This is a genomic window from Curvivirga sp., from assembly GCF_965219885.1.
GTDB lineage: Bacteria > Pseudomonadota > Alphaproteobacteria > UBA8366 > Aestuariispiraceae > Curvivirga.
In genome coordinates, this window is the sequence record NZ_CBDCOT010000008.1 from 13,121 (window position 1) to 34,373 (window position 21,253).

At 42.6% G+C, this 21,253-nt stretch carries 18 protein-coding genes and 5 tRNA genes; 21 read left to right on the forward strand and 2 right to left on the reverse strand.

The window, feature by feature from the left end:
• Positions 1-20 precede the first annotated feature (20 nt).
• Genes ACOQOA_RS02695 through ACOQOA_RS02705 form a run of 3 tightly spaced genes read left to right on the forward strand, consistent with a single transcriptional unit; the run spans position 21 to position 4,062 of the window.
• Positions 21-1,181: an acyl-CoA dehydrogenase family protein gene (locus ACOQOA_RS02695; protein WP_420547127.1), complete on the forward strand. Its 1,161-nt coding sequence runs from the start codon at positions 21-23 to the stop codon at positions 1,179-1,181.
• A gap of 23 nt (positions 1,182-1,204) precedes the next feature.
• Positions 1,205-3,265 (forward strand): acetate--CoA ligase family protein, encoded by a 2,061-nt coding sequence (locus ACOQOA_RS02700; RefSeq protein WP_420547128.1) that lies wholly within the window; start codon positions 1,205-1,207, stop codon positions 3,263-3,265.
• A gap of 14 nt (positions 3,266-3,279) precedes the next feature.
• The gene (locus ACOQOA_RS02705) at positions 3,280-4,062 is read left to right on the forward strand and encodes an enoyl-CoA hydratase-related protein (protein WP_420547129.1); all 783 of its coding nucleotides are present in this window, start codon (positions 3,280-3,282) and stop codon (positions 4,060-4,062) included.
• A gap of 85 nt (positions 4,063-4,147) precedes the next feature.
• Here the strand turns inward: ACOQOA_RS02705 and ACOQOA_RS02710 are convergent, their stop codons facing one another.
• Both ACOQOA_RS02710 and ACOQOA_RS02715 read right to left on the reverse strand, forming a co-directional pair.
• On the reverse strand, positions 4,148-5,464 hold the full coding sequence (locus ACOQOA_RS02710) for an aspartate aminotransferase family protein (RefSeq protein WP_420547130.1): 1,317 nt from the start codon (positions 5,462-5,464) through the stop codon (positions 4,148-4,150).
• A gap of 140 nt (positions 5,465-5,604) precedes the next feature.
• Entirely contained in the window at positions 5,605-5,805 is a 201-nt protein-coding gene (locus tag ACOQOA_RS02715; RefSeq protein WP_155154542.1) for a SlyX family protein, read from the reverse strand.
• Positions 5,806-5,893: 88 nt separating this feature from the next.
• On the opposite strand from ACOQOA_RS02715, the gene ACOQOA_RS02720 reads away from it, so the two are divergent.
• The 18 genes from ACOQOA_RS02720 (at position 5,894) to nuoF (ending at position 21,231) form a co-directional block, all read left to right on the forward strand.
• Positions 5,894-7,351, forward strand: a complete 1,458-nt coding sequence (locus tag ACOQOA_RS02720) for an NAD(P)H-hydrate dehydratase (protein ID WP_420547131.1) — start codon at positions 5,894-5,896, stop codon at positions 7,349-7,351.
• Positions 7,352-7,535: 184 nt separating this feature from the next.
• Positions 7,536-7,871 carry a hypothetical protein gene (locus tag ACOQOA_RS02725; RefSeq protein WP_155153247.1) on the forward strand — a complete coding sequence of 112 codons (336 nt, stop codon included), beginning with the start codon at positions 7,536-7,538 and terminating at the stop codon, positions 7,869-7,871.
• 229 nt (positions 7,872-8,100) lie between these two features.
• Positions 8,101-8,185: transfer RNA gene (locus ACOQOA_RS02730), tRNA-Leu, on the forward strand.
• A gap of 131 nt (positions 8,186-8,316) precedes the next feature.
• On the forward strand, positions 8,317-9,750 hold the full coding sequence (gene tig / locus ACOQOA_RS02735) for a trigger factor (RefSeq protein WP_420547132.1): 1,434 nt from the start codon (positions 8,317-8,319) through the stop codon (positions 9,748-9,750).
• Between the two features lie 185 nt (positions 9,751-9,935).
• Entirely contained in the window at positions 9,936-10,574 is a 639-nt protein-coding gene (clpP, locus tag ACOQOA_RS02740; protein ID WP_420547648.1) for an ATP-dependent Clp endopeptidase proteolytic subunit ClpP, read from the forward strand.
• Positions 10,575-10,822: 248 nt separating this feature from the next.
• Positions 10,823-12,091, forward strand: a complete 1,269-nt coding sequence (gene clpX / locus ACOQOA_RS02745) for an ATP-dependent Clp protease ATP-binding subunit ClpX (RefSeq protein WP_420547133.1) — start codon at positions 10,823-10,825, stop codon at positions 12,089-12,091.
• 156 nt (positions 12,092-12,247) lie between these two features.
• On the forward strand, positions 12,248-14,668 hold the full coding sequence (gene lon, locus ACOQOA_RS02750; RefSeq protein ID WP_420547134.1) for an endopeptidase La: 2,421 nt from the start codon (positions 12,248-12,250) through the stop codon (positions 14,666-14,668).
• A gap of 238 nt (positions 14,669-14,906) precedes the next feature.
• Entirely contained in the window at positions 14,907-15,182 is a 276-nt protein-coding gene (locus ACOQOA_RS02755) for an HU family DNA-binding protein (protein WP_328597106.1), read from the forward strand.
• A 172-nt stretch (positions 15,183-15,354) separates the two neighbouring features.
• Positions 15,355-15,430 (forward strand) — tRNA-Val (locus tag ACOQOA_RS02760).
• Positions 15,431-15,471: 41 nt separating this feature from the next.
• A tRNA-Val gene (locus ACOQOA_RS02765) sits at positions 15,472-15,547 on the forward strand.
• A 377-nt stretch (positions 15,548-15,924) separates the two neighbouring features.
• Positions 15,925-16,001, forward strand: a tRNA-Asp gene (locus tag ACOQOA_RS02770).
• Between the two features lie 104 nt (positions 16,002-16,105).
• Positions 16,106-16,182: transfer RNA gene (locus tag ACOQOA_RS02775), tRNA-Asp, on the forward strand.
• 419 nt (positions 16,183-16,601) lie between these two features.
• Positions 16,602-16,970: an NADH-quinone oxidoreductase subunit A gene (locus ACOQOA_RS02780; RefSeq protein WP_407923888.1), complete on the forward strand. Its 369-nt coding sequence runs from the start codon at positions 16,602-16,604 to the stop codon at positions 16,968-16,970.
• On the forward strand, positions 16,961-17,488 hold the full coding sequence (locus ACOQOA_RS02785; protein WP_420547135.1) for a NuoB/complex I 20 kDa subunit family protein: 528 nt from the start codon (positions 16,961-16,963) through the stop codon (positions 17,486-17,488). Before ACOQOA_RS02780 ends, ACOQOA_RS02785 begins: the two co-directional genes overlap by 10 nt.
• Positions 17,489-17,499: 11 nt before the next feature.
• Positions 17,500-18,129: an NADH-quinone oxidoreductase subunit C gene (locus ACOQOA_RS02790; protein WP_420547136.1), complete on the forward strand. Its 630-nt coding sequence runs from the start codon at positions 17,500-17,502 to the stop codon at positions 18,127-18,129.
• Between the two features lie 2 nt (positions 18,130-18,131).
• Complete coding sequence (locus tag ACOQOA_RS02795; RefSeq protein ID WP_420547137.1) at positions 18,132-19,331, forward strand: NADH-quinone oxidoreductase subunit D; 1,200 nt, start codon at positions 18,132-18,134, stop codon at positions 19,329-19,331.
• Complete coding sequence (locus ACOQOA_RS02800) at positions 19,328-19,933, forward strand: complex I 24 kDa subunit family protein (RefSeq protein WP_420547138.1); 606 nt, start codon at positions 19,328-19,330, stop codon at positions 19,931-19,933. The genes ACOQOA_RS02795 and ACOQOA_RS02800 overlap by 4 nt, the downstream gene beginning before the upstream one ends.
• Before the next feature lie 14 nt (positions 19,934-19,947).
• A complete protein-coding gene (gene nuoF / locus ACOQOA_RS02805; protein ID WP_420547139.1) occupies positions 19,948-21,231 on the forward strand; it encodes an NADH-quinone oxidoreductase subunit NuoF in 1,284 nt (427 codons plus the stop codon).
• Positions 21,232-21,253: the final 22 nt, after the last annotated feature.

A 21,253-nucleotide genomic window follows, 5' to 3' on the forward strand; every position in this document is an offset into this window, starting at 1 on the left:
AAGAATTAGGAGTAAGAAACATGGATTTCGCCCTTACAGAAGAACATAAAATGATCCGTGAAAGCGCACGTGCTTTTGTTGAAGCTGAGCTAATGCCGTATGAGGATGAAGTTGAGAAAACAGGAGAAGTTCGTCCAGAACTGCTAGAGCAAATCAAACAGAAATCAATTGAGCATGGATTTTATGCTGCAAATATGCCAGCTGAACTTGGCGGTGGTGGATTGGATGCTTTATCCGTAACCATCCTTGAACAGGAATTAAGCCGTACAAGCATGGCTCTTCAATATGCGGTTGCACGTCCGTCAGGTATTTTGATGGCATGTAATGAAGAGCAGCGTGAGCGTTACCTTTTACCAGCGATACGTGGTGAAAAGGTTGATTGCCTAGCGATGACAGAACCTGATGCAGGGTCTGACGTTCGCTCTATGAAAGCAACAGCTGTTCAAGATGGTGATCATTGGGTGATTAATGGTACTAAACACTTTATTTCGCATGCAGATGTGTCTGACTTTGTGATTCTGTTTGTTGCAACAGGTGAGGAAGATACGCCACGTGGTAAAAAGAAACTGATCACAGCTTTCTTGGTGGATATGGGCACACCAGGTTTTGAGGTCGCACCAGGATATGAATCTGTATCTCATCGCGGTTATCATAACTGTATTCTGAATTTCGATAATTGTCGTGTTCATGAATCTCAAATTTTGGGTGAAGTGCATAAAGGTTTTGCCGTCGCCAATGAATGGTTGGCGGGCACACGCTTGCAAGTTGCCGCGATGTGCTTGGGCCGTTGTGAACGTGCAATTGAAGTTGCATCCGAATGGGCAGCAACGCGTAAACAATTTGGTCAACCAATTGGTAAGAACCAAGGGGTTAGTTTCAAATTAGCCGACATGTTGACGGAATTCAAATGCGCCGAATTGATGACATATTACGCCTCTTGGAAATTGGATCAGGGCACAATGACTGATAGTGATGCTGCGATGGCCAAACTAAAGGCGACTGAAGCGCTAGCAATGATTTCTGATGAAGCGATCCAAATTTTGGGCGGTATGGGTTTGATGAACGAATTGCCGCTGGAGCGTATCTGGCGTGATCATCGTGTTGAGCGTATCTGGGATGGGACCAGTGAAATTCAACGTCATATTATTTCTCGCGCTATGTTGCGTCCACTTGAACAATAATAATTAGAAAACGGAATAAAACTTTGATTAACAAAGAACGTTTTACCCGCATGATCCAGCCGAAGACTATTGTAGTCTTCGGCAGTCGTGGTGCGGGTTATGCCATTCGTGAATGCCAACGAATTGGCTTTGAGGGAGAAATCTGGGCAGTTCATCCAAAACGCGATGAATTAGATGGATTAAAATGCTATCGCAGTATTGCGGAATTACCGGGCATTCCAGATGCTGCATATGTGGCTGTAAATGCAGAAGCTGCCATTGAGATTGTTAGAGAATTAGATGAAATTGGCTGCGGTGGTGCAGCCCTTTATGCATCCGGATTTAGTGAAGTTGGCGGAGATGGTGTGGAACGCCAAGAACGCCTGGTTGCAGCAGCTGGTGATATGCCGATCATTGGGCCGAACTGTTATGGTATTATTAACGCGATGGACCGTGTTGCACTTTGGCCAGATCAACATGGATGCAAACCAGTTGATAAAGGGGTCGCGATTATTACGCAAAGCGGGAATATTGCGATTAATATGACCATGCAGCGCCGCGGTGTGCCGGTGGCTTATATGTTTACGTTAGGCAATCAGGCGGCAGTATCTATTGCGGAAGTGATGGATGCGGTTCTTGAAGATGATCGTGTAACTGCGATAGGTCTTCATATTGAAGCAATTAAAGATGTGAATGAATTTGATCGTGTTGCACGTGTTGCCCATGAGAAGAAAGTCCCGATTATCGCGATGAAGACGGGACGTTCTTCTGCGGCAGCAAAGATTGCGATGAGCCATACGAGTTCTCTCGCAGGCGCGGATAGTTTGTTTAATGCTTTATTTGATCGTCTTGGCATTGCACGCGTTAATACAGTGAATGATTTGTTAGAGACATTAAAACTCATATCTATCTTAGGACCTTTAAAAGGTAATAAGGTTGCTTCTATGAGTTGTTCCGGTGGCGAAGCCGGCGTGATGGCGGATTTAATCGAAGATACTAACTTGGTATTCCCAGATTTAACCCAAGAAGATGCTGATCGCGTGGAAGAAACCTTAGGTGACTATGTGAGTATGTCTAATCCACTTGATTATCACACGTATATCTGGGGAGATGAAGAGGCAAAGACTGCAACTTTTTCTGCGATGATGTCAGGTGGTTTCGATGCGACGATGTTGTTGTTGGATTGGCCGAATTATGAAGGGGCTGATCATACAGATTGGGATGCAGGCAAGAATGCTCTTATTAATGCGTCTCGTGCTACTGGGGGTAAGGGGATTGTTCTAGCATCAATGGCGGAATGTATGCCGGAACATGCAATTGAAATTGCGCGTGACGGCGGGATTGCGCCGATGATTGGTTTGGATACTTGTTTAAAAGCATTGAATGCCTCCTATAAAGTTGGTTTAGCCTTGGAACGTGACCTTCCTGAACCACTAGCGATGTCAAAACCGATATCTGGCGATGTTGAAATGTTGGACGAATGGAAGTCCAAGAAACTCTTGAACAGTTATGGGCTTCAAACGCCTGAATCAGCACTGGTTTCAAATGCGACCGAAGCAGTAGCGGCTGCAGAAGCATTAGGATTTCCGGTTGTCGTGAAGGCTGTTGGCTCTCATTTAGCTCATAAAACTGAAATGGGTGCAGTGAAACTCAATATGAAAAACGGTGATGATGTGAATGATGCTGTCGAAGCAATGAGTGATCTATCTGATCGTTTTCTTGTCGAAAAGATGGTACCTGATTTCATTGCAGAATTGATTATTGGCGTCACAAGAGATGATCAATTTGGCCCGACATTGGTAATTGGGGCAGGGGGAATTCTTGTTGAGCTATTGAAAGATAGTGCAACATTATTATTGCCAACCTCAGAAGAAAAAATTCGTGAAGCAATTGATGGCTTGAAAACATCTATGTTGTTAAAGGGTTTTCGCGGGAAGCCTGAGGCAGACATCGATGCTGTTGTAAAAGCTGTTATTGCGGTTGCAAAATTCGTTGATGATCATCCTGATCAAGTTGAAGAGTTAGATGTGAATCCATTGATGGTATGTCCTAAGGGGCAAGGGGCTTTTGCTGCTGATGCTCTAATCCGGATGAGTAGCAAATAGAAAGGGAAAGTATAATGTCTGATGCTGTAAAAGTAGTTAAGAACGGTCCAATCCTTGAAGTGACCTTAGATCGTCCTAAGGCAAATGCAATTGATCAAGCGACTAGTCAGGAAATGAGTCGCGTTTTTACGGAGTTTCGGGACGATCCAGAAATGCGCGTTGCAATTCTAACTGGTGCAGGCGAACGTTTCTTTTCTGCTGGTTGGGATTTATCTGCTGCGGCTGAAGGAGAAGATTATGAATCTGATTATGGCGAAGGTGGCTTTGGTGGTTTTTGTGAATTACCTAATTTGAATAAGCCTGTTATTGTTGCAGTTAATGGTATGGCTGTTGGTGGTGGCTTTGAACTGGCTTTGGCTGCAGATATGGTTGTTGCTGCAGAACATGCGGAATTTTTCTTTGGTGAAGTTTTCGCAGGCGTTATCCCAGATGCAGGTACAATTCGTCTACCTGGTAACGTACCACACCAATTAGCCAATGAATGGTTGATGACAGGTAAACGTTTATCAGCAGAACAGCTATCTTATTGGGGAATGATAAACTATGTAGTTCCATTGGAACAATTGATGGATAAAGCGCGTGAGCTGGCAAATGATATTTGTTCTGCAGCTCCTTTAGCCGTTGGGGCTATCAAAGAATTGATGCGTGATACGAAGGGGATGACGACTGAAGAAGGCTTCAAATTTATGCGCGAAGGTGGATCTCCTCAGTATAAGAAGATGTTGACCTCTGAGGACGCAGAAGAAGGCCCACGTGCATTTGCTGAAAAGCGCGACCCTGTATGGCAAGGTAAATAGTTATTTATAAACTTGTTACTCAAAGCAAAAGCCGGAGAAAATTGCTTCTCCGGCTTTTTTTATTGATCTACATTGATCAGCAACATTAATCGATTTCGTGTAATACTTCACGTAATGTATTGAAGATAAAGTCTATTTGTTCTTCTGAAATGATCAATGGAGGACTGAGTGCAATAATGTCACCAGTTGTACGGACCAACAGACCTTTCTCATATGCCTTCAAGAAAGCAGAGAAGGCACGTTTTGTTGGTTCACCGTCGATACCTTTTAATTCGATACCACCGATTAGTCCCATATTGCGAATATCAACGACATTTGGACAATCTGCCAAAGAATGAATGCGATCTGCCCAGTAAGCATCCAATTTAGATGCACGGGTTAAAAGGCCTTCTTCCTCATATGTGTCCAATGTTGCCAATGCAGCTGCACAAGCAATTGGGTTCGCAGAATAGGTATAGCCATGGAACAATTCGATCATGTTCTCTGGGCCTTGAACCAATGTGTCATAGATGAAATCTTTTGCGAAAACAGCACCCATTGGAATAACACCATTAGTTAAACCTTTAGCTGTTGTGATTAAGTCGGGTGTTACGCCGAAATGGTCTGTTGCAAAGGCAGAACCCAAACGACCAAAACCTGTGATAACTTCATCAAAAATTAACAAGATGCCGTATTTGTCGCAGATCTCACGAAGCTTTTCCAAATAGCCTTTAGGTGGCATCAATACGCCGGTGGAGCCAGCCATTGGTTCAACAATCACGGCTGCAATTGTGGATGGGTCATGAAGAGCAACGATACGCTCAAGATCTTCTGCCAAATAAGCACCATGTTCTGGTTGGCCTTTTGTGAAAGCGTTTTGTTCTGGCAAATGTGTATGTGGCAAGTGATCAACACCTGTCAACAATGTGCCAAACTGTTTACGATTGGCAACGATGCCACCCACAGAAATACCACCAAAGTTTACACCATGGTAACCACGTTCACGGCCGATTAAACGGGTACGAGAACCTTCACCACGTGCTTTATGATAAGCAAGCGCGATTTTTAGTGCTGTCTCTACGGATTCGGAACCAGAGTTTGTATAAAACACGTGGTCCAAACCTTGTGGAAGCAAATTCACCAAACGAGAGGAAAGTTCAAATGCGATTGGATGGCCCATCTGGAAAGCTGGCGCATAATCAAGTTCTGCACATTGTTTTTGGATTGCTTCAGTAATTTTTGGACGGCAGTGACCAGCATTCACACACCATAAACCGGCTGTGCCATCAAGGATTTGCTGGTTATCTGTGTTGGTGTAATACATGTCTTTAGAGGATTTCAGAAGGCGAGGTTCCTTCTTAAACTGTCTGTTTGCTGTAAACGGCATCCAGAACGCATCCATATTATTTGTCTCGGTACGCATCGAATTATACTCCGCTGTTTTTATCAAAATTTTCCTGATTGTCTTTTAGCAAAGAACTGGCTGCCAGATTAGGTCCAGTTTTGAAATTTTAGATGAGCCAGAATTTTAGCAAATCAAAAACAGAGCATAATTAGTAAAGTTTAATAATGCGGTGGCGGCGCATCATCCATAGATTTTAACCCTTCTTCGATACGCTGTATCTTTTGCATAAGGATTTTGTTTTCCAATGATTGTTTGTCAATTTGTGCCCACTGAGTGGTAACGACCTCGTTTAACTCAGAAACAGTTTGTTCCAATTCAGCGATTTTTATTTCCATTTCTGTTAGACGTTCCGTGCTCATCGCTATACCTTTATGTATGAGATCATTATACTATAAATATTAGTTTAAATCCATTTAGTTACCCACCTATAAGCAAGAGCAGCCTGAAATGAAACACAATCTTTTATCCGTAGAGGAAATGAGAAAAACTGATCAAGCAGAGATTGACACAGGAACAGATAGTTTATGGTTGATGGAAAATGCCGGTATTGCGGTTGTAAAGCATATACGGAGGACGTTTTCTAAGGGTAATGTATTAATCCTTTGTGGCCCGGGTAATAATGGTGGAGATGGATTTGTTGTTGCACGGCATTTGCAAAAGATGGGCTGGGATGTCCAAGTTGTGTTATTTGGTGACTCTGAAAAGATGAGCCAAGATGCAACCGCTATGGCAGAAAGATGGGAAGGGGAGTTATTAGCACTAGAATCGGCCTCGTTAAGCAATCTAACATTAGTCGTAGATGCAATTTTCGGAACCGGGCTAGACCGCACTTTAGAACCTGAATTGATTGAGTTCTTAGATTCTTTAGAAGATTTACCAATCGTATCCGTAGATATTCCAAGTGGCGTGAATGGGGATACGGGACTGATATTAGGGCATGCGAGGCAAGCACATTCAACTGTTACCTTTTGCCATAAGAAAACAGGACATCTCTTATATCCAGGACGTGCCTTGACGGGGGAGCTGATCCTCGCTGATATAGGTATAAAGGATGAAAATATCCAAACCGATCAAATAAGTTGTATTGAGAATCATAAGGGATTGTGGCGCGATTTATTTCATCCGCCAAAGCATGATGCTCATAAATTTTCTCGCGGATATGCAATCGTAGCAGGTGCAGAAGTAATGACGGGTGCAACGCGTTTGGCAGCACGCTCAGCACAAAGAATAGGGGCGGGTTATGTTGTTATTGCGAGTCCGGAAAAAGCATCCACTCTTTATCGTGTGTCTTTATCCAGTGTTATTGTTCGGGGGTATCGTGACACAACAGGATATAAAGAGATTTTACGTGATCAGCGTGCGGATGCTTACTTGATTGGCCCCGGAATGGGATATGCTTTTGGTGCACAAGAGCGTGTATTAACGACTATGAAAGAAGGCAAGCCAACTGTATTGGATGCAGATGCACTTTCTATGTTCTCCGAGAATCAGGATTTGCTTTTCAATTCTATAAAAGGCCCTTGCATTATGACGCCTCATGAAGGGGAGTTTGGGAAACTTTTTCCTGAAATCTTGTCTCAACCAATTGGAAAATTGGAACAAACACGCCTTGCAGCGAAACAATCTGGGGCAGTGATCGTATTTAAGGGGGCGGACACGGTGATTGCTGACCCGTCCGGTAAGGCAATTATTAATAGTAACGCGCCATCTGATTTGGCAACGGCAGGGAGTGGGGATGTTTTAGCTGGGATGATTACCGGGCTATTAGCGCAAGGAAATCAGGCATTTTCATCCGCCGCTGCAGCTGTTTGGTTACATGGGGAACTGGGCAATTTATGTGGACAAGGATTGATTGCAGAAGATCTTGTCGATGCAATTCCACAAGCGTTTAAAAATCTAATATAAAAAATAATGTTAACTTTCAATTACTAATATATTTTTGTTAACTTAAAAAATAAGAAAAAACTTCTAATCTTAATTTATTTGCGTGCGAATCGGATACGTGGTACGATTCGTGCTTAGGGGCTTATAGGATATCTTTAGGAATGGTGATGAATGTTAATCACCAAAGCGATGGGAAACTATAACAATGAACGCTGGTTTAAATAGAACCATAATCCTTCAAGGAAAGAGCCAAGCGAATTACTTAAACGCAAAAGGCAAAGAAAGAAGTAGTATGTTTTTTAAACGAGGTCAGAAATTAGAATATGTAAAAGCTGGGGCTTTGTTTCGGCGGGAACGCAAAGATCATATGGTGGAAACAGCTCGGGTTTTATCGGTTGCAGCAGATTCATTTGGCATACCTCATGTGCGTTATGAACTTAAAATGGAAAAGGCATGTATGGCTTACTCGGAAATACATGGCCCTCGTGTTTTAGCATTAAATACATTTACTGAGATGTATCAGGATAGGATCGCTAGCTAGAATCATCTGGCAGTTTTAAATGTCTTTTGATGGTATGATGTACCATCAAAAGAGAGTGGGGCCTATTTGAGCCCCTTTTTTAATGACCGAAAACTGCCAAAAATAAAAAAAAATACAGAAAAATGAAAAAACTTGTCAGTTAGGCTTTGACGGACCGAAATCAGACTGCTATAGAACCGCCGCGCTTGAGACACCGAGGCGGTGTTTTCGGAGCCTTCTTTGTAGATGCGCGGTCGTGGCGGAATTGGTAGACGCGCTAGATTTAGGTTCTAGTATCTTATGGTGTGAGAGTTCGAGTCTCTCCGACCGCACCAAAGACGCTCCGAAGTAAGAGCAGCCTCGAAGTCCCGCATATAAAAAAATGCGGTCACCATGTTCCGATCTCTTATACATGGTTATAAGCAAAGAGTTTAAACTTTCACATGCCTGACTAAAGGTTGTTTCCATGCAAATTAACGAAACTAAAAATGAAGGCTTGAGCCGTGAATATACTGTAACGGTTTCTGCTTCTGATATCGACGCACGTGTTGATTCCCGCCTGCAAGAAGTTGGCAAAACAATCAATCTTCCGGGTTTCCGTAAAGGCAAAGTGCCATTGACAATTTTACGTCAACGTTTCGGTAAATCTGTGATGGGTGAAGTTTTGGAAGCTGCTGTCAATGAAAGCAGTTCCGAAGTTGTTTCTAAAAATGAACTTCGTCCTGCTATGCAGCCAAAAATCGAAATTGAAAGCTTTGATGAAGGCAAAGATCTTGTTTTCAAAATGGGCGTTGAATGTATGCCTGAAATCAAAGAGATGGATTTCGCTTCCATCGAATTGACTAAATACAAAGCAAAAATCGAAGAGTCCGAAGTAGACGAAGCGCTAGAGCGTATCGCTAAAGACTTCCGTAAATCTGAGCCAGTTGCAAAAGCACGTAAAGCAAAAGATGGTGACGTTGTTGTTATCGATTTTAAAGGTTCCGTTGATGGTGTTGAATTCCCTGGCGGTGCTGGTGAAGGTCATAACTTGGAATTGGGTTCTGGTCAGTTCATTCCAGGTTTCGAAGAGCAACTAGTTGGCGCAAAGCCAGGTGATTCTTTGGAAGTTAATGTAACTTTCCCAGAAGAATATCATGCAGAAGACCTAAAAGGTAAAGCAGCAGTATTCGCAGTAGATGTTAAAGAATTACGTGAATATGTTGAAACTGCAATTGATGACGAGTTAGCGAAAAACCTAGGTTTGGAAGATTTGGATCAGTTAAAATCCAATATCCGTGAACGTTTAGAAGCTGATTACGATCAATTCGCGCGTAACCGTACCAAGCGTCAACTATTAGACGCATTGCAAGAAGGACACGATTTCGAAGTACCCGCAGGTATGGTAGAGCAAGAATTTGACAGTATCTGGAAGCAGTTCGAACAAGCTAAAGAAGCTGGTCAATTGGACGAAGATGATTCGTCTAAAGATGAAGACGAATTGAAAGCTGAATATCGTGAAATTGCGGTTCGTCGCGTAATGCTCGGACTATTGTTGTCCGAAATTGGTACAAAAAACAACATTCAGGTTGCTCAGGATGATTTGAATAAAGCAATCATGAATGAAGCACGCAAATATCCAGGTCAGGAAATGCAGGTAATGCAATATTACCAGCAAAATCCTGAAGCTATGGCTAGCTTGCAGGCGCCAATCTTCGAAGACAAGGTTGTAGACTTCTTGGTTGAAATGGCGAAAGTAACAGAAGAAGAAATCAGCGTTGATGAGCTGGTTAAAGATCCAGATGAAGCAGAAGCTAAGCCAGCAAAAAAAGCGAAAGCTAAGAAAGCTGCAAAGAAAGCTACTTCTAAAAAATCTGCATCTAAGAAATCTTCTGCGAAGAAAGCTGCAGCAAAAAAATAAAGATTTAAAGATATTACCGGATCAGATGATTTCGGTCTGGTAATTTCGGACAAATCACTTATATGCTAATCCCACGGACTCTTCAGGCATTTCTGCTTGTCATATCCGTGGGATTAGTGCTTTCTAGAGTAAGTTCTTCTACTTACTGATTCTCTTTTTAAAATACAGGGGGTGGCCACACCATGATTACAGACCGCGATCCAATTGACGTATATATGAATACTCTTGTTCCTATGGTTGTGGAACAAACAAACCGTGGCGAACGCTCATATGATATTTATTCCCGCCTTTTAAAAGAGCGCATCATCTTTTTGACTGGTCAGGTGAATGATCATGTCGCAAGTTTAATTTGTGCGCAGTTATTGTTCCTTGAGGCTGAAAATCCAAAGAAAGATATCGCATTTTATATTAATTCACCTGGCGGTGTCGTTACATCTGGTATGTCTATCTATGATACAATGCAATATATTCGCCCTAGTGTATCCACTCTATGTTTAGGACAGGCTGCTTCAATGGGGTCATTGTTATTAACTGCGGGGGATAAAGGTAAGCGTTTTGCACTTCCAAATGCTCGTATCATGATTCATCAACCGTCTGGCGGTGCTCAGGGGCAAGCTACTGATATTGAAATCCAAGCGCGTGAGATTTTGCGTATGCGTGCGAATTTGAACGAAATTTATGTACAGCATACAGGTCAGGATCTCAAAACTATTGAAACAGCTATGGAACGCGACAATTTCATGGAAGCTGAAGAAGCTAAAGAATTTGGGTTGATTGATGAAGTTGTTGATTCTCGCCCTGATTTGGATGGTGATGACGAATAAGTAATATGTAACTTATTTAAAGTTATTAAGGCCTCCTCAATTTAGGAGGCCTTTTTTTTGTGATGTTTAATGAATGTTCCGAAAACGAATAAAACTTAATTAAATGAGGCGGTTGATCATATCGATCTCAATAAAATATTCTTTTAATATCGGATATAGTGAAGAAATCTGTAATTTCGGATTGCTCGCCCGGTTTTGGGGTCTATAATTAAATTTATATCGATGCTTTTTTGATGAAAGAAAAATAAATGAGCAAGACCACCAGCAGCGGTGATTCAAAGAATACATTATACTGCTCCTTCTGCGGCAAGAGCCAGCATGAGGTACGTAAGTTAATTGCAGGTCCAACAGTGTTCATCTGTGACGAATGCGTAGAACTTTGTATGGACATCATAAAAGAAGATACATCTACATCTTTGGCGACGTCTGGTGAAGGGGTTCCCGCACCACAAGAGATTCGTGATGTACTTGATGACTATGTCATTGGCCAAGATTTTGCTAAGCGCGTTTTGGCTGTTGCGGTTCATAACCATTACAAACGTCTTGCTCATGAAAGCAAGAATGGTGATGTGGAATTGGCAAAATCCAATATTCTTCTAATTGGCCCAACAGGTTGCGGTAAGACACTTCTTGCTCAGACTCTTGCTCGCATCCTTGATGTTCCATTCACAATGGCTGATGCAACAACACTCACCGAAGCAGGTTATGTTGGTGAGGATGTTGAGAATATTATTCTTAAATTGCTACAGGCTGCTGATTACAATGTGGAACGCGCTCAACGCGGTATCGTTTACATCGATGAGGTGGACAAAATTAGCCGTAAAGCTGATAATCCTTCCATTACTCGTGATGTCTCGGGTGAGGGTGTCCAGCAAGCCTTATTGAAAATTATGGAAGGGACGGTTGCTTCTGTTCCTCCACAAGGTGGTCGCAAACATCCGCAACAAGAATTTTTACAAGTTGATACAACTAATATTCTATTTATTTGTGGCGGTGCTTTTGCCGGTCTTGATAAAATTATCGCTGGCCGTGGAAAAGGTTCTTCAATTGGTTTCGGAGCTGATGTTAAGTCTGAAGACGATCGTAATGTTGGTGAGTTACTACGTGATATTGAACCTGAGGATCTACTGAAATTTGGTTTGATCCCGGAATTCGTTGGTCGTGTACCAATGATTGCAACTTTGACCGATCTTGATGAAGATGCATTGGTTGAAATTCTGACTCAGCCACGCAATGCGTTGTTGAAGCAATATCAACGCTTGTTTGATATGGAAAAAATTGAACTGGAATTTACAGAAGATGCTGTTCGTGCGGTTGCACGTAAGGCAATTGAACGTAAAACCGGTGCACGTGGCCTTCGTTCTATCATGGAAGGTATCTTGCTTGATTCCATGTATGAATTACCTTCTTTGGAAGGCGTAGAAAAAGTGGTTATTAATAAAGAGGTGGTTGAAAGTAAGGCCGATCCTCTCCACATTTATGCTGAACGTAAAGAAGAAATTGAAAGCAGCGCCTGATTCCCTATGAATGGGCTTTGCCAAGATTTTGGGAAGCCCGTTCACTTAATGATTTGATTGACACTAGAATGTAATCAAATTTTTGGATAAAGGACAAATAGACAGGATGTTTCGCCTTAGCAGGGAAAATTCTGTTGTATAAAGAAAGGTCTTAACATGTTAGAAGCTTCACAAGCTGCGCTCTATCCAATCCTTCCTTTGCGAGACATTGTTGTGTTTCCGCATATGATTGTACCGCTTTTTGTCGGTCGTGATAAATCTATTAAAGCTCTTGAAGATGTGATGCAGGATGATAAGCAAATCCTGTTGGTCACCCAGAAAAATGCATCTGTAGATGATCCGTCAGTGGAAGATTTATACGAGATTGGTACGGTCGGTACTATCCTTCAATTATTGAAGTTACCTGATGGTACTGTAAAAGTCCTTGTTGAAGGACAGCATCGTGTGAAGATTGAAGATTATTCTGACAATCCGGATTTTTTTCAAGCTTATGCAACTGATCTAGTACCTGTTGAAGAAGATTCTGCAGAACTCGAAGCTTTGGCGCGCGCAGCAGTTGGTCAGTTTGAACAATATATTAAATTAAATAAAAAAATTCCGGCAGAGATCTTAGCAACTGTAAATGAGATCACAGATCCATCGAAACTAGCTGATACGATAGCACAGCACCTTTCTTTGAAGATTGATGAGAAACAAGAAATTCTTGAACTATCTTCTGCTTCTGAACGTCTTGAAAAAGTGTATGGCTTTATGGAAGGCGAAATTAGCGTAATGCAGGTTGAGAAGAAGATACGCAGCCGTGTGAAGCGTCAGATGGAAAAGACCCAACGCGAATATTATCTGAATGAGCAAATGAAAGCGATTCAGAAAGAATTAGGCGAGGGGGATGATGGCAAGGATGAGCTGACGGAACTTGAGGAGACGCTTGATAAGTTAAAATTGACCAAGGAAGCACGTGAAAAAACGAATGCAGAATTGAAAAAATTGAAAACGATGAGTCCAATGTCTGCGGAAGCGACTGTTGTCCGTAACTATTTAGATTGGATCATTTCAATTCCTTGGAAAAAGCGTAGTAAAATCAAGAAAGATTTGAACCGAGCGAAAGAAATCTTGGATAAAGATCACTATGGTCTTGAGAAAGTTAAAGATCGAATCCTTGAATATCTTGCGGTACAAGCACGTATGAATAAAGTGAAAGGTCCGATTCTTTGTTTAGTTGGCCCTCCGGGTGTTGGTAAAACATCATTAGGTCAATCTATCGCAAAAGCTACGAATCGTAATTTTGTGCGTATGTCTCTTGGTGGTGTACGTGACGAATCAGAAATTCGTGGGCATCGTAGAACTTATATTGGATCCATGCCTGGTAAGGTGATCCAGGGTATGAAAAAAGCAAAAACATCGAATCCGATGTTTTTGTTAGATGAGATCGATAAACTTGGAAATGACTGGCGTGGTGATCCATCTTCCGCATTGCTTGAGGTATTGGATCCTGAACAAAATGCAACATTTGCAGATCATTACCTCGAAGTCGATTATGATCTTTCAGACGTAATGTTTGTAACAACGTCTAACTCTTTAAATATGGCCGGCCCTTTATTGGACCGTATGGAGATTATTCGTATTCCGGGTTATACCGAAGCTGAGAAAATTGAAATTGCCAAACGTCATTTGGTACCGAAACAAATCAAAGAAAATGGTTTGAAAGATGGGGAATGGACAATTTCGGACGAGGCTATTCGCGATATTGTTCGTTATTATACGCGCGAAGCTGGTGTACGTAGTCTTGAACGTGAGATCGCCAATGTATGCCGTAAAGGTATCAAGGAAATTATGATGGATGGAAAGAAATCCATCGAAGTTACCGATGAGAATCTAAAAGAATATGCAGGTATTCGTAAATTTAGATTCGGCGAGGCAGAAGATGAGGATCAAATCGGTGTAGTTACTGGTTTGGCTTGGACGGAAGTTGGTGGTGAATTGCTTTCTATTGAATCTGTGATGGTTCCGGGCAAAGGAAAATTCATAAAAACAGGTAAGCTTGGGGATGTGATGCAAGAATCTATTCAGGCTGCTGAAAGTTATGTGAAGAGCCGTGCGCCGAGCTTTGGTATTAAGCCTACAGCTTTTGAAAAAGCTGATATTCACCTGCATGTTCCCGAAGGTGCGACTCCAAAAGATGGCCCATCGGCTGGTGTTGCTATGGTAACTTCTATCGTGTCATTGCTTTCGGGAATACCTGTTCGTAAAGATGTTGCAATGACTGGTGAGATTTCCTTACGTGGTCGTGTACTTCCTATCGGTGGTTTGAAAGAAAAGATTCTTGCAGCACTTCGCGGTGGGATTACAAAGGTATTGATTCCGCGCGACAATACAAAAGATCTAGAAGATATTCCGGATAATGTGAAAGAAGTACTGGAAATTGTACCTGTTTCTACTGTCGATGAAGTGCTTGAACATGCTTTAGCTACATCACCCAAGCCAATTGAATGGAAAGCGGATGATGATGAGGGAGAATCAGAGGCCGTTACTGCAGTAAGCGAGGGCGACGAATCGCATAATGAAGTGACCACGCATTAACATTCTTGTTACATTCTAGGTAATATTGTTTCAATCAGGCTCCATTTTTGGGGCCTGTTTTGTTTTTGTACGATATGTCAACATAGAAAATGATAAAAAATCTGTGGAAAACCGCAGAAATCTGCGGTTTCATGATTGACGTGAAGAAAGAAATAACTTTAAACTGCTTCTCGTCGAAAGGATGAACCTTTCGTTAATCTGTTTAAGAAACCCAATAAAAAATTCTAGGGGGTCTATCGTGAATAAAAACGATCTTGTTGCTTCTGTAGCTAATGAATCTGGTCTTTCTAAGGCTGACGCTGCTAAATCTGTTGACGCTGTATTCAACGCTGTAACTGGCGCTTTGAAATCCGGCGACGAAGTACGTTTGGTAGGTTTCGGTACTTTTGCAGTTACAAAACGTGCTGCTTCTGAAGGCCGTAACCCACGTACAGGCGAGAAAATTCAAATTCCAGCTTCTAACCAACCAAAGTTCAAAGCTGGTAAAGGTTTGAAAGACGCAGTAAACAGCTAATATCTGTTTATACGTGATTTAAGGAAAACGGCCACTTTTTCAAGTGGCCGTTTTCTTTTGTTTCTAGATCATGAAAAAAAAGAAAAATAATTGAAAAAAGTGAATTTTACCTCTTGCCAATACCCGCGGACTTTCATATAAACCGCGCATCCGATAGAGACTTGGAAACGATGGGCGATTAGCTCAGCTGGGAGAGCATCTCGTTTACACCGAGAGGGTCGGCGGTTCGATCCCGTCATCGCCCACCATCTACTCCAACATCTCAATCCCAAAGACAAGTTGTCTTAAAGGGCGATTAGCTCAGCTGGGAGAGCATCTCGTTTACACCGAGAGGGTCGGCGGTTCGATCCCGTCATCGCCCACCATGAATAAGGCCTCGCAATAAAGCGAGGCCTTTTCTTTTTTTTATATTGTATTTCAATTAGTTAATTTGTGTTTTTTACATGTGCTTTGAACTGATTCATGCAGAAGTTATTTTTGCTTGTATTGGATTAAATGCCTCTGGCGTATTTAAGTACTATTTTGATGTGAAACTGTTAACTAAATATAAAAAACATGCAACGGAAAACTGTTAAAAATCAAATAGATATGATGTTAATCAGGTAGATGTGACAAAATAATGAAAAAAAGTATAAACATCATGTTGACAGAGAGGGGCGAGGCAAGTAGATATTCGCCCGTCAAGAGCAAACGGCACTAAGCTTAAAGCAAAGTAAAGTAAGATTTTGATACTCACAAATGTGGGGGTGTAGCTCAGTTGGTTAGAGCGCCGGCCTGTCACGCCGGAGGTCGCGAGTTCAAGTCTCGTCACTCTCGCCATTTACTCTTAAGAATGTTATTTATCTTGACAGTAGATGTGTTGAGGAATAGAAAAACGCTTGTTGAAGCGTTGAGGAAGCTCAAAATTCAATGTCCACATATGTGGGGGTGTAGCTCAGTTGGTTAGAGCGCCGGCCTGTCACGCCGGAGGTCGCGAGTTCAAGTCTCGTCACTCTCGCCACTTTCTTTTGAAAGTTGCTAGCGTCGCCGAAATGGTTTGACGCTTTTTTTATGAGAAAAATCAGACTCTTGTATATTCAACTTTATAAGATTTTTTTTACTTCCCCCTCTTGGATTTTCCGATTAATCTCCCTATAGTGCCGCAAAATAATAGGTGTAATTGCGTCTGTCTTTTGTCGCGCCCGATATAAGAGGTTGCCGCTTTTAGATTAATTACTTGATCTAGAGCAAGGCTTTAGCTGGAAAAATGCGCCTATAACTGTTATTGAGAATAGGTGATCTATTCTCGGTCAATTGGATCGATTTTTATGACGAGTTTGAAGCACTACTTCCGTGGTTCCAATTCGTTAACATTCTGAGGAGGTATAAAAGTAGCGTGGAGGCTGCTTGTATACGCCTTAGTAAAGGGGAGCATTAAATATGCTGGATCAGCTCTTGAGTGAGTATTTTCCGATCCTGGTCTTTTTGGGTATTGCCATTGGACTCTGCGTGGTTATGATTCTTGGAAGCATGATCGTCGCGCGCCAGAAACCGGATCCTGAAAAATTATCCGCCTATGAGTGCGGTTTTGAAGCTTTCGACGATGCACGTACACGCTTTGACGTTCGCTTCTATCTTGTGACCTTACTTTTCATCATTTTTGATCTCGAAGTCGCTTTTCTTTTTCCATGGGCTGTTAGTCTCGGGAATATCGGATTGTTTGGTTTTTGGTCTATGGTGATTTTCCTAGTAATTTTGACCATTGGCTTTGCCTATGAGTGGAAGAAAGGGGCTCTAGAATGGGAGTAATCTCTAATCCGTCTCAAAATAAGCCTAACCCGACTTTGCAGGCTGTAAATGACGAGCTAACAGATAAAGGCTTTGTTGTTGCAAATTTTGACAAGTTGGTGAACTGGGCACGCACAGGATCTATGTGGCCAATGACTTTCGGTCTGGCTTGCTGTGCGGTAGAGATGATTCATGCATATATGCCACGTTATGACTTGGACCGTTTCGGCGTTGTCGTACGTGCATCTCCACGTCAATCAGATGTGATGATTGTTGCTGGTACGTTAACAAATAAAATGGCCCCCGCGCTGCGTAAGGTCTATGACCAAATGGCAGAGCCACGCTGGGTGATTTCCATGGGATCTTGCGCAAATGGCGGTGGTTATTATCACTATTCATATGCGGTTGTTCGCGGTTGTGACCGTGTTGTTCCTGTGGATGTTTACGTCCCAGGGTGCCCACCAACAGCAGAAGCTTTGATCTACGGTGTTCTTCAATTACAGAAGAAAGTCCGTAGAACTGGTTCTATTAAACGCTAAGGATGCTTGATATGAGTGAAGTTAATCAAGCGTTGGAAGAACTTGGCGCTTATGTAGAGGCGAAGCTTTCAGACGACATCGAATCTTACGAAATGAAGAATGGTGAACTGATTCTTTATGTTGGTTTGAATTCAATTCAAAAAGTTTCTCAATTTCTTCGTGATGACGCGCGTTGCTTGTTTAAGCAATGTATGGATATTTGCGGTGTTGATTACCCTGAACGTGAAGATCGTTTTGAAGTAGTTTATAATCTTTTGAGTATGAAACATAATCAGCGTATCCGTATGAAAGTTTCAACAGACGAAGATACCCCTGTACCGAGTGTTTGTGCGATTTGGCCGACTGCAAACTGGTTTGAACGTGAGACATGGGATATGTATGGTGTGTTCTTCTCTGATCATCCAGATTTGCGCAGAATTCTGACGGATTATGGTTTCGATGGTCATCCTCTTCGCAAGGATTTTCCGCTGACAGGGCATGTGGAGGTTCGCTATGACGAAGAAGAGGGACGTATTGTGTATGAGCCTGTTCATCTGACACAGGAATTCCGTAAATTCGAATTTTCTAGTCCTTGGGAAGGTATGACACCAGTTTTACCAGGTGATGAGAAAGCGACTTTAGAAGAGGGAGAGGGCAAGTAGTTATGGCCGAAACCCTAATTAAAACTGATGATCCAACCATCAAACCAATGACAATTAACTTCGGTCCGCAACATCCCGCGGCTCATGGTGTATTGCGGATGGTGATGGAAATGGATGGTGAGGTGATCGACCGTGTGGATCCACATATTGGTCTGTTACATCGTGGCACCGAAAAACTAATTGAACATAAAAGCTATATGCAGGCGGTTCCTTATTTTGACCGTCTTGATTATGTTGCTCCAATGTCTCAGGAACATGCTTTTTGCTTGGCAACTGAGAAGTTGTTAGGCGTTGAAGTGCCTGAACGTGGTCAATATATTCGCGTATTGTTTGCTGAAATTTCTCGTATTTTAAATCACTTATTGAACGTTCCTGCTTATGCAATGGATGTTGGTGCGATGACACCAATGTTATGGGCGTTTGAAGAGCGTGAGAAATTGATGGAAATTTATGAGGCTGTTTGTGGTGCGCGTATGCATGCTGCTTATTTCCGCGTTGGTGGTGTTCATCAAGACATGCCAGCTGGTATGGCAGATAAAATCATTGAGTGGGCAGATGAGTTTCCTAAATTTCTTGCTGATATGGAAACGTTGTTGAATGACAATCGAATCTTCAAACAACGTTCCGTAGATATTGGGATTATCTCACCTGATGATGCGATGGCATGGGGCTGCACAGGTCCGACTTTGCGTGGTTCAGGTATTGCCTGGGATTTACGTAAATCTCAACCATATGATGTTTACGACAAGATTGATTTCGATATTCCTGTAGGCAAGAACGGTGACTGCTATAGCCGTTATCTTGTTCGTGTCGCAGAGATTCGCGAGAGTGTGAAAATCATTCGCCAATGTATTGCAGATATGCCTGAAGGCCCTGTGATGACAACTGATGGTAAGGTTGGTCCGCCTAAACGTGGTGAGATGAAACAATCTATGGAAGCGTTGATCCATCACTTTAAGCTCTTCACTGAAGGTTTCCACGTACCAGCCGGTGAGACATATACTGCTGTGGAAGCACCAAAAGGTGAATTCGGCGTGTATCTTGTTTCTGATGGTTCTGCAAAACCGTATCGTTGTAAAATTCGTGCCCCTGGATATGCGCATCTGCAATCTATGGATCATTTCTGTAAAGGCCATATGTTGGCGGATTCAGTTGCGATTCTTGGTGGTTTCGACGTTGTATTTGGTGAGATTGACCGATGAGTAATGAAACATTTGAATTTCAGGGAGAGTTTTTGGCGGAAGTTGAACGCGCCATCGCTAAATACCCTGAAGGTCGTAAGCAAAGTGCGGTTTTGACTTGTCTTGATCAAGCTCAACGTCAATTGCATGACCAAGGTCACTATGTGACAGAGGCTGCGTTCGAAGGCATCTCCAAGCTATTGGAAATGCCGTTGATTCGCGTCAAAGAAGTGGCAAGCTTCTTTACAATGATCAATACGGTTCCTGTAGGGAATCATCACATTCAATTATGTGGTACAACGCCTTGCATGTTACGCGGGGCTAAAGAGCTTCGTAAAGCTGTTGAGAAGCATCTTGGTATTGAGAATGGTGAAACAACTGCGGATGGTGAATTTACACTAACCGAAGTTGAATGCTTGGGCGCATGTTCTAATGCTCCAATGGTCCAAATCAATGATGATTTCTTCGAAGATTTAACGGAAGAAAGCCTTTTGACAATTTTGGATGCCTTAAAGGCAGGCGAAACAGTGAAAATCGGACCACAAAATGGTCGTCGCTGTTCTGAGCCTGAAGGTGGTCCTATTGTCCTGCTGGAAGGTGACTTCCCGCAGAAAAGCGCATAGGGGGAGAGTGAGATATGCTACAAGATAAAGATCGCATGTTCACAAACCTCTACGGATATCATCCGTGGAATTTGAAAGATGCTATGAAGCGTGGTGCCTGGGATGGTACCAAAGCTTTATTGGAAAAAGGCCGTGATTGGATTGTCGAAGAAATGAAAGCTTCAGGTCTTCGTGGTCGCGGTGGTGCGGGTTTCCCGACAGGTTTGAAATGGTCCTTTATGCCGAAAGACGTTGAAGGCCCAGTATACCTAGTGGTGAATGCTGACGAATCCGAACCGGGTACCTGTAAAGACCGTGAGATCATGCGTAATGATCCTCATATTCTTTTAGAAGGTTGCTTGTTAGCGGCTCGCGCGATCGGTGCAACTGCTGTATATATCTATATCCGTGGTGAGTTTGTTTATGAGGCCTCCGTTTTAGAAGGCGCAGTTAAAGAAGCTTATGATGCGGGATTGATCGGTAAGAATGCCTGCAAATCCGGTTATGATTGCGATATTTTCGTACATCGCGGAGCAGGGGCATATATCTGTGGTGAAGAGACGGCGTTGATTGAAAGCCTTGAGGGTAAAAAAGGTCAACCACGTTTGAAACCACCTTTCCCCGCTATGGCTGGTCTTTATGGTCGTCCAACAACAGTGAACAATGTGGAATCAATTGCATCTGCGCCTGCTATTTTGAAACGCGGTGCGGATTGGTTTAAAGGCTTTGGTCGCGAAAATAACCACGGTACCAAATTGTTCTGTATCTCTGGTCATGTGAATAAGCCATGTAACATTGAAGAAGAAATGTCCATTCCGCTCAAAGAACTGCTTGAAAAGCATTGCGGTGGTGTTCGTGGCGGTTGGGATAATTTGCTTGCGGTTATTCCAGGTGGTTCTTCTGTACCATTGTTACCAAAACATATCTGTGACGATGTTTTGATGGATTATGATGCTCTTCGTGAACATACATCCGGTCTCGGAACCGCTGCAGTAATTGTGATGGATAAATCCACTGATGTTGTCGAAGCAATTGCACGTTTATCATATTTCTACAAACATGAGAGCTGTGGCCAATGTACACCTTGTCGTGAGGGTACAGGTTGGATGTGGCGCATGATGGAACGTATGGTACGTGGTGATGCGACTGTTGAACAAATCGATATGCTTTGGGAGGTAACCAAGCAAATCGAAGGTAAAACCATTTGTGCATTGGGTGATGCTGCTGCATGGCCAATTCAGGGACTGATCCGTCATTTCCGTCCTGAATTGGAAAAGCGCATCATGGAAGCGCGCAAGATTGCAAAATCTGCAGCGTAACGGATCGATAAGGAGATAACCG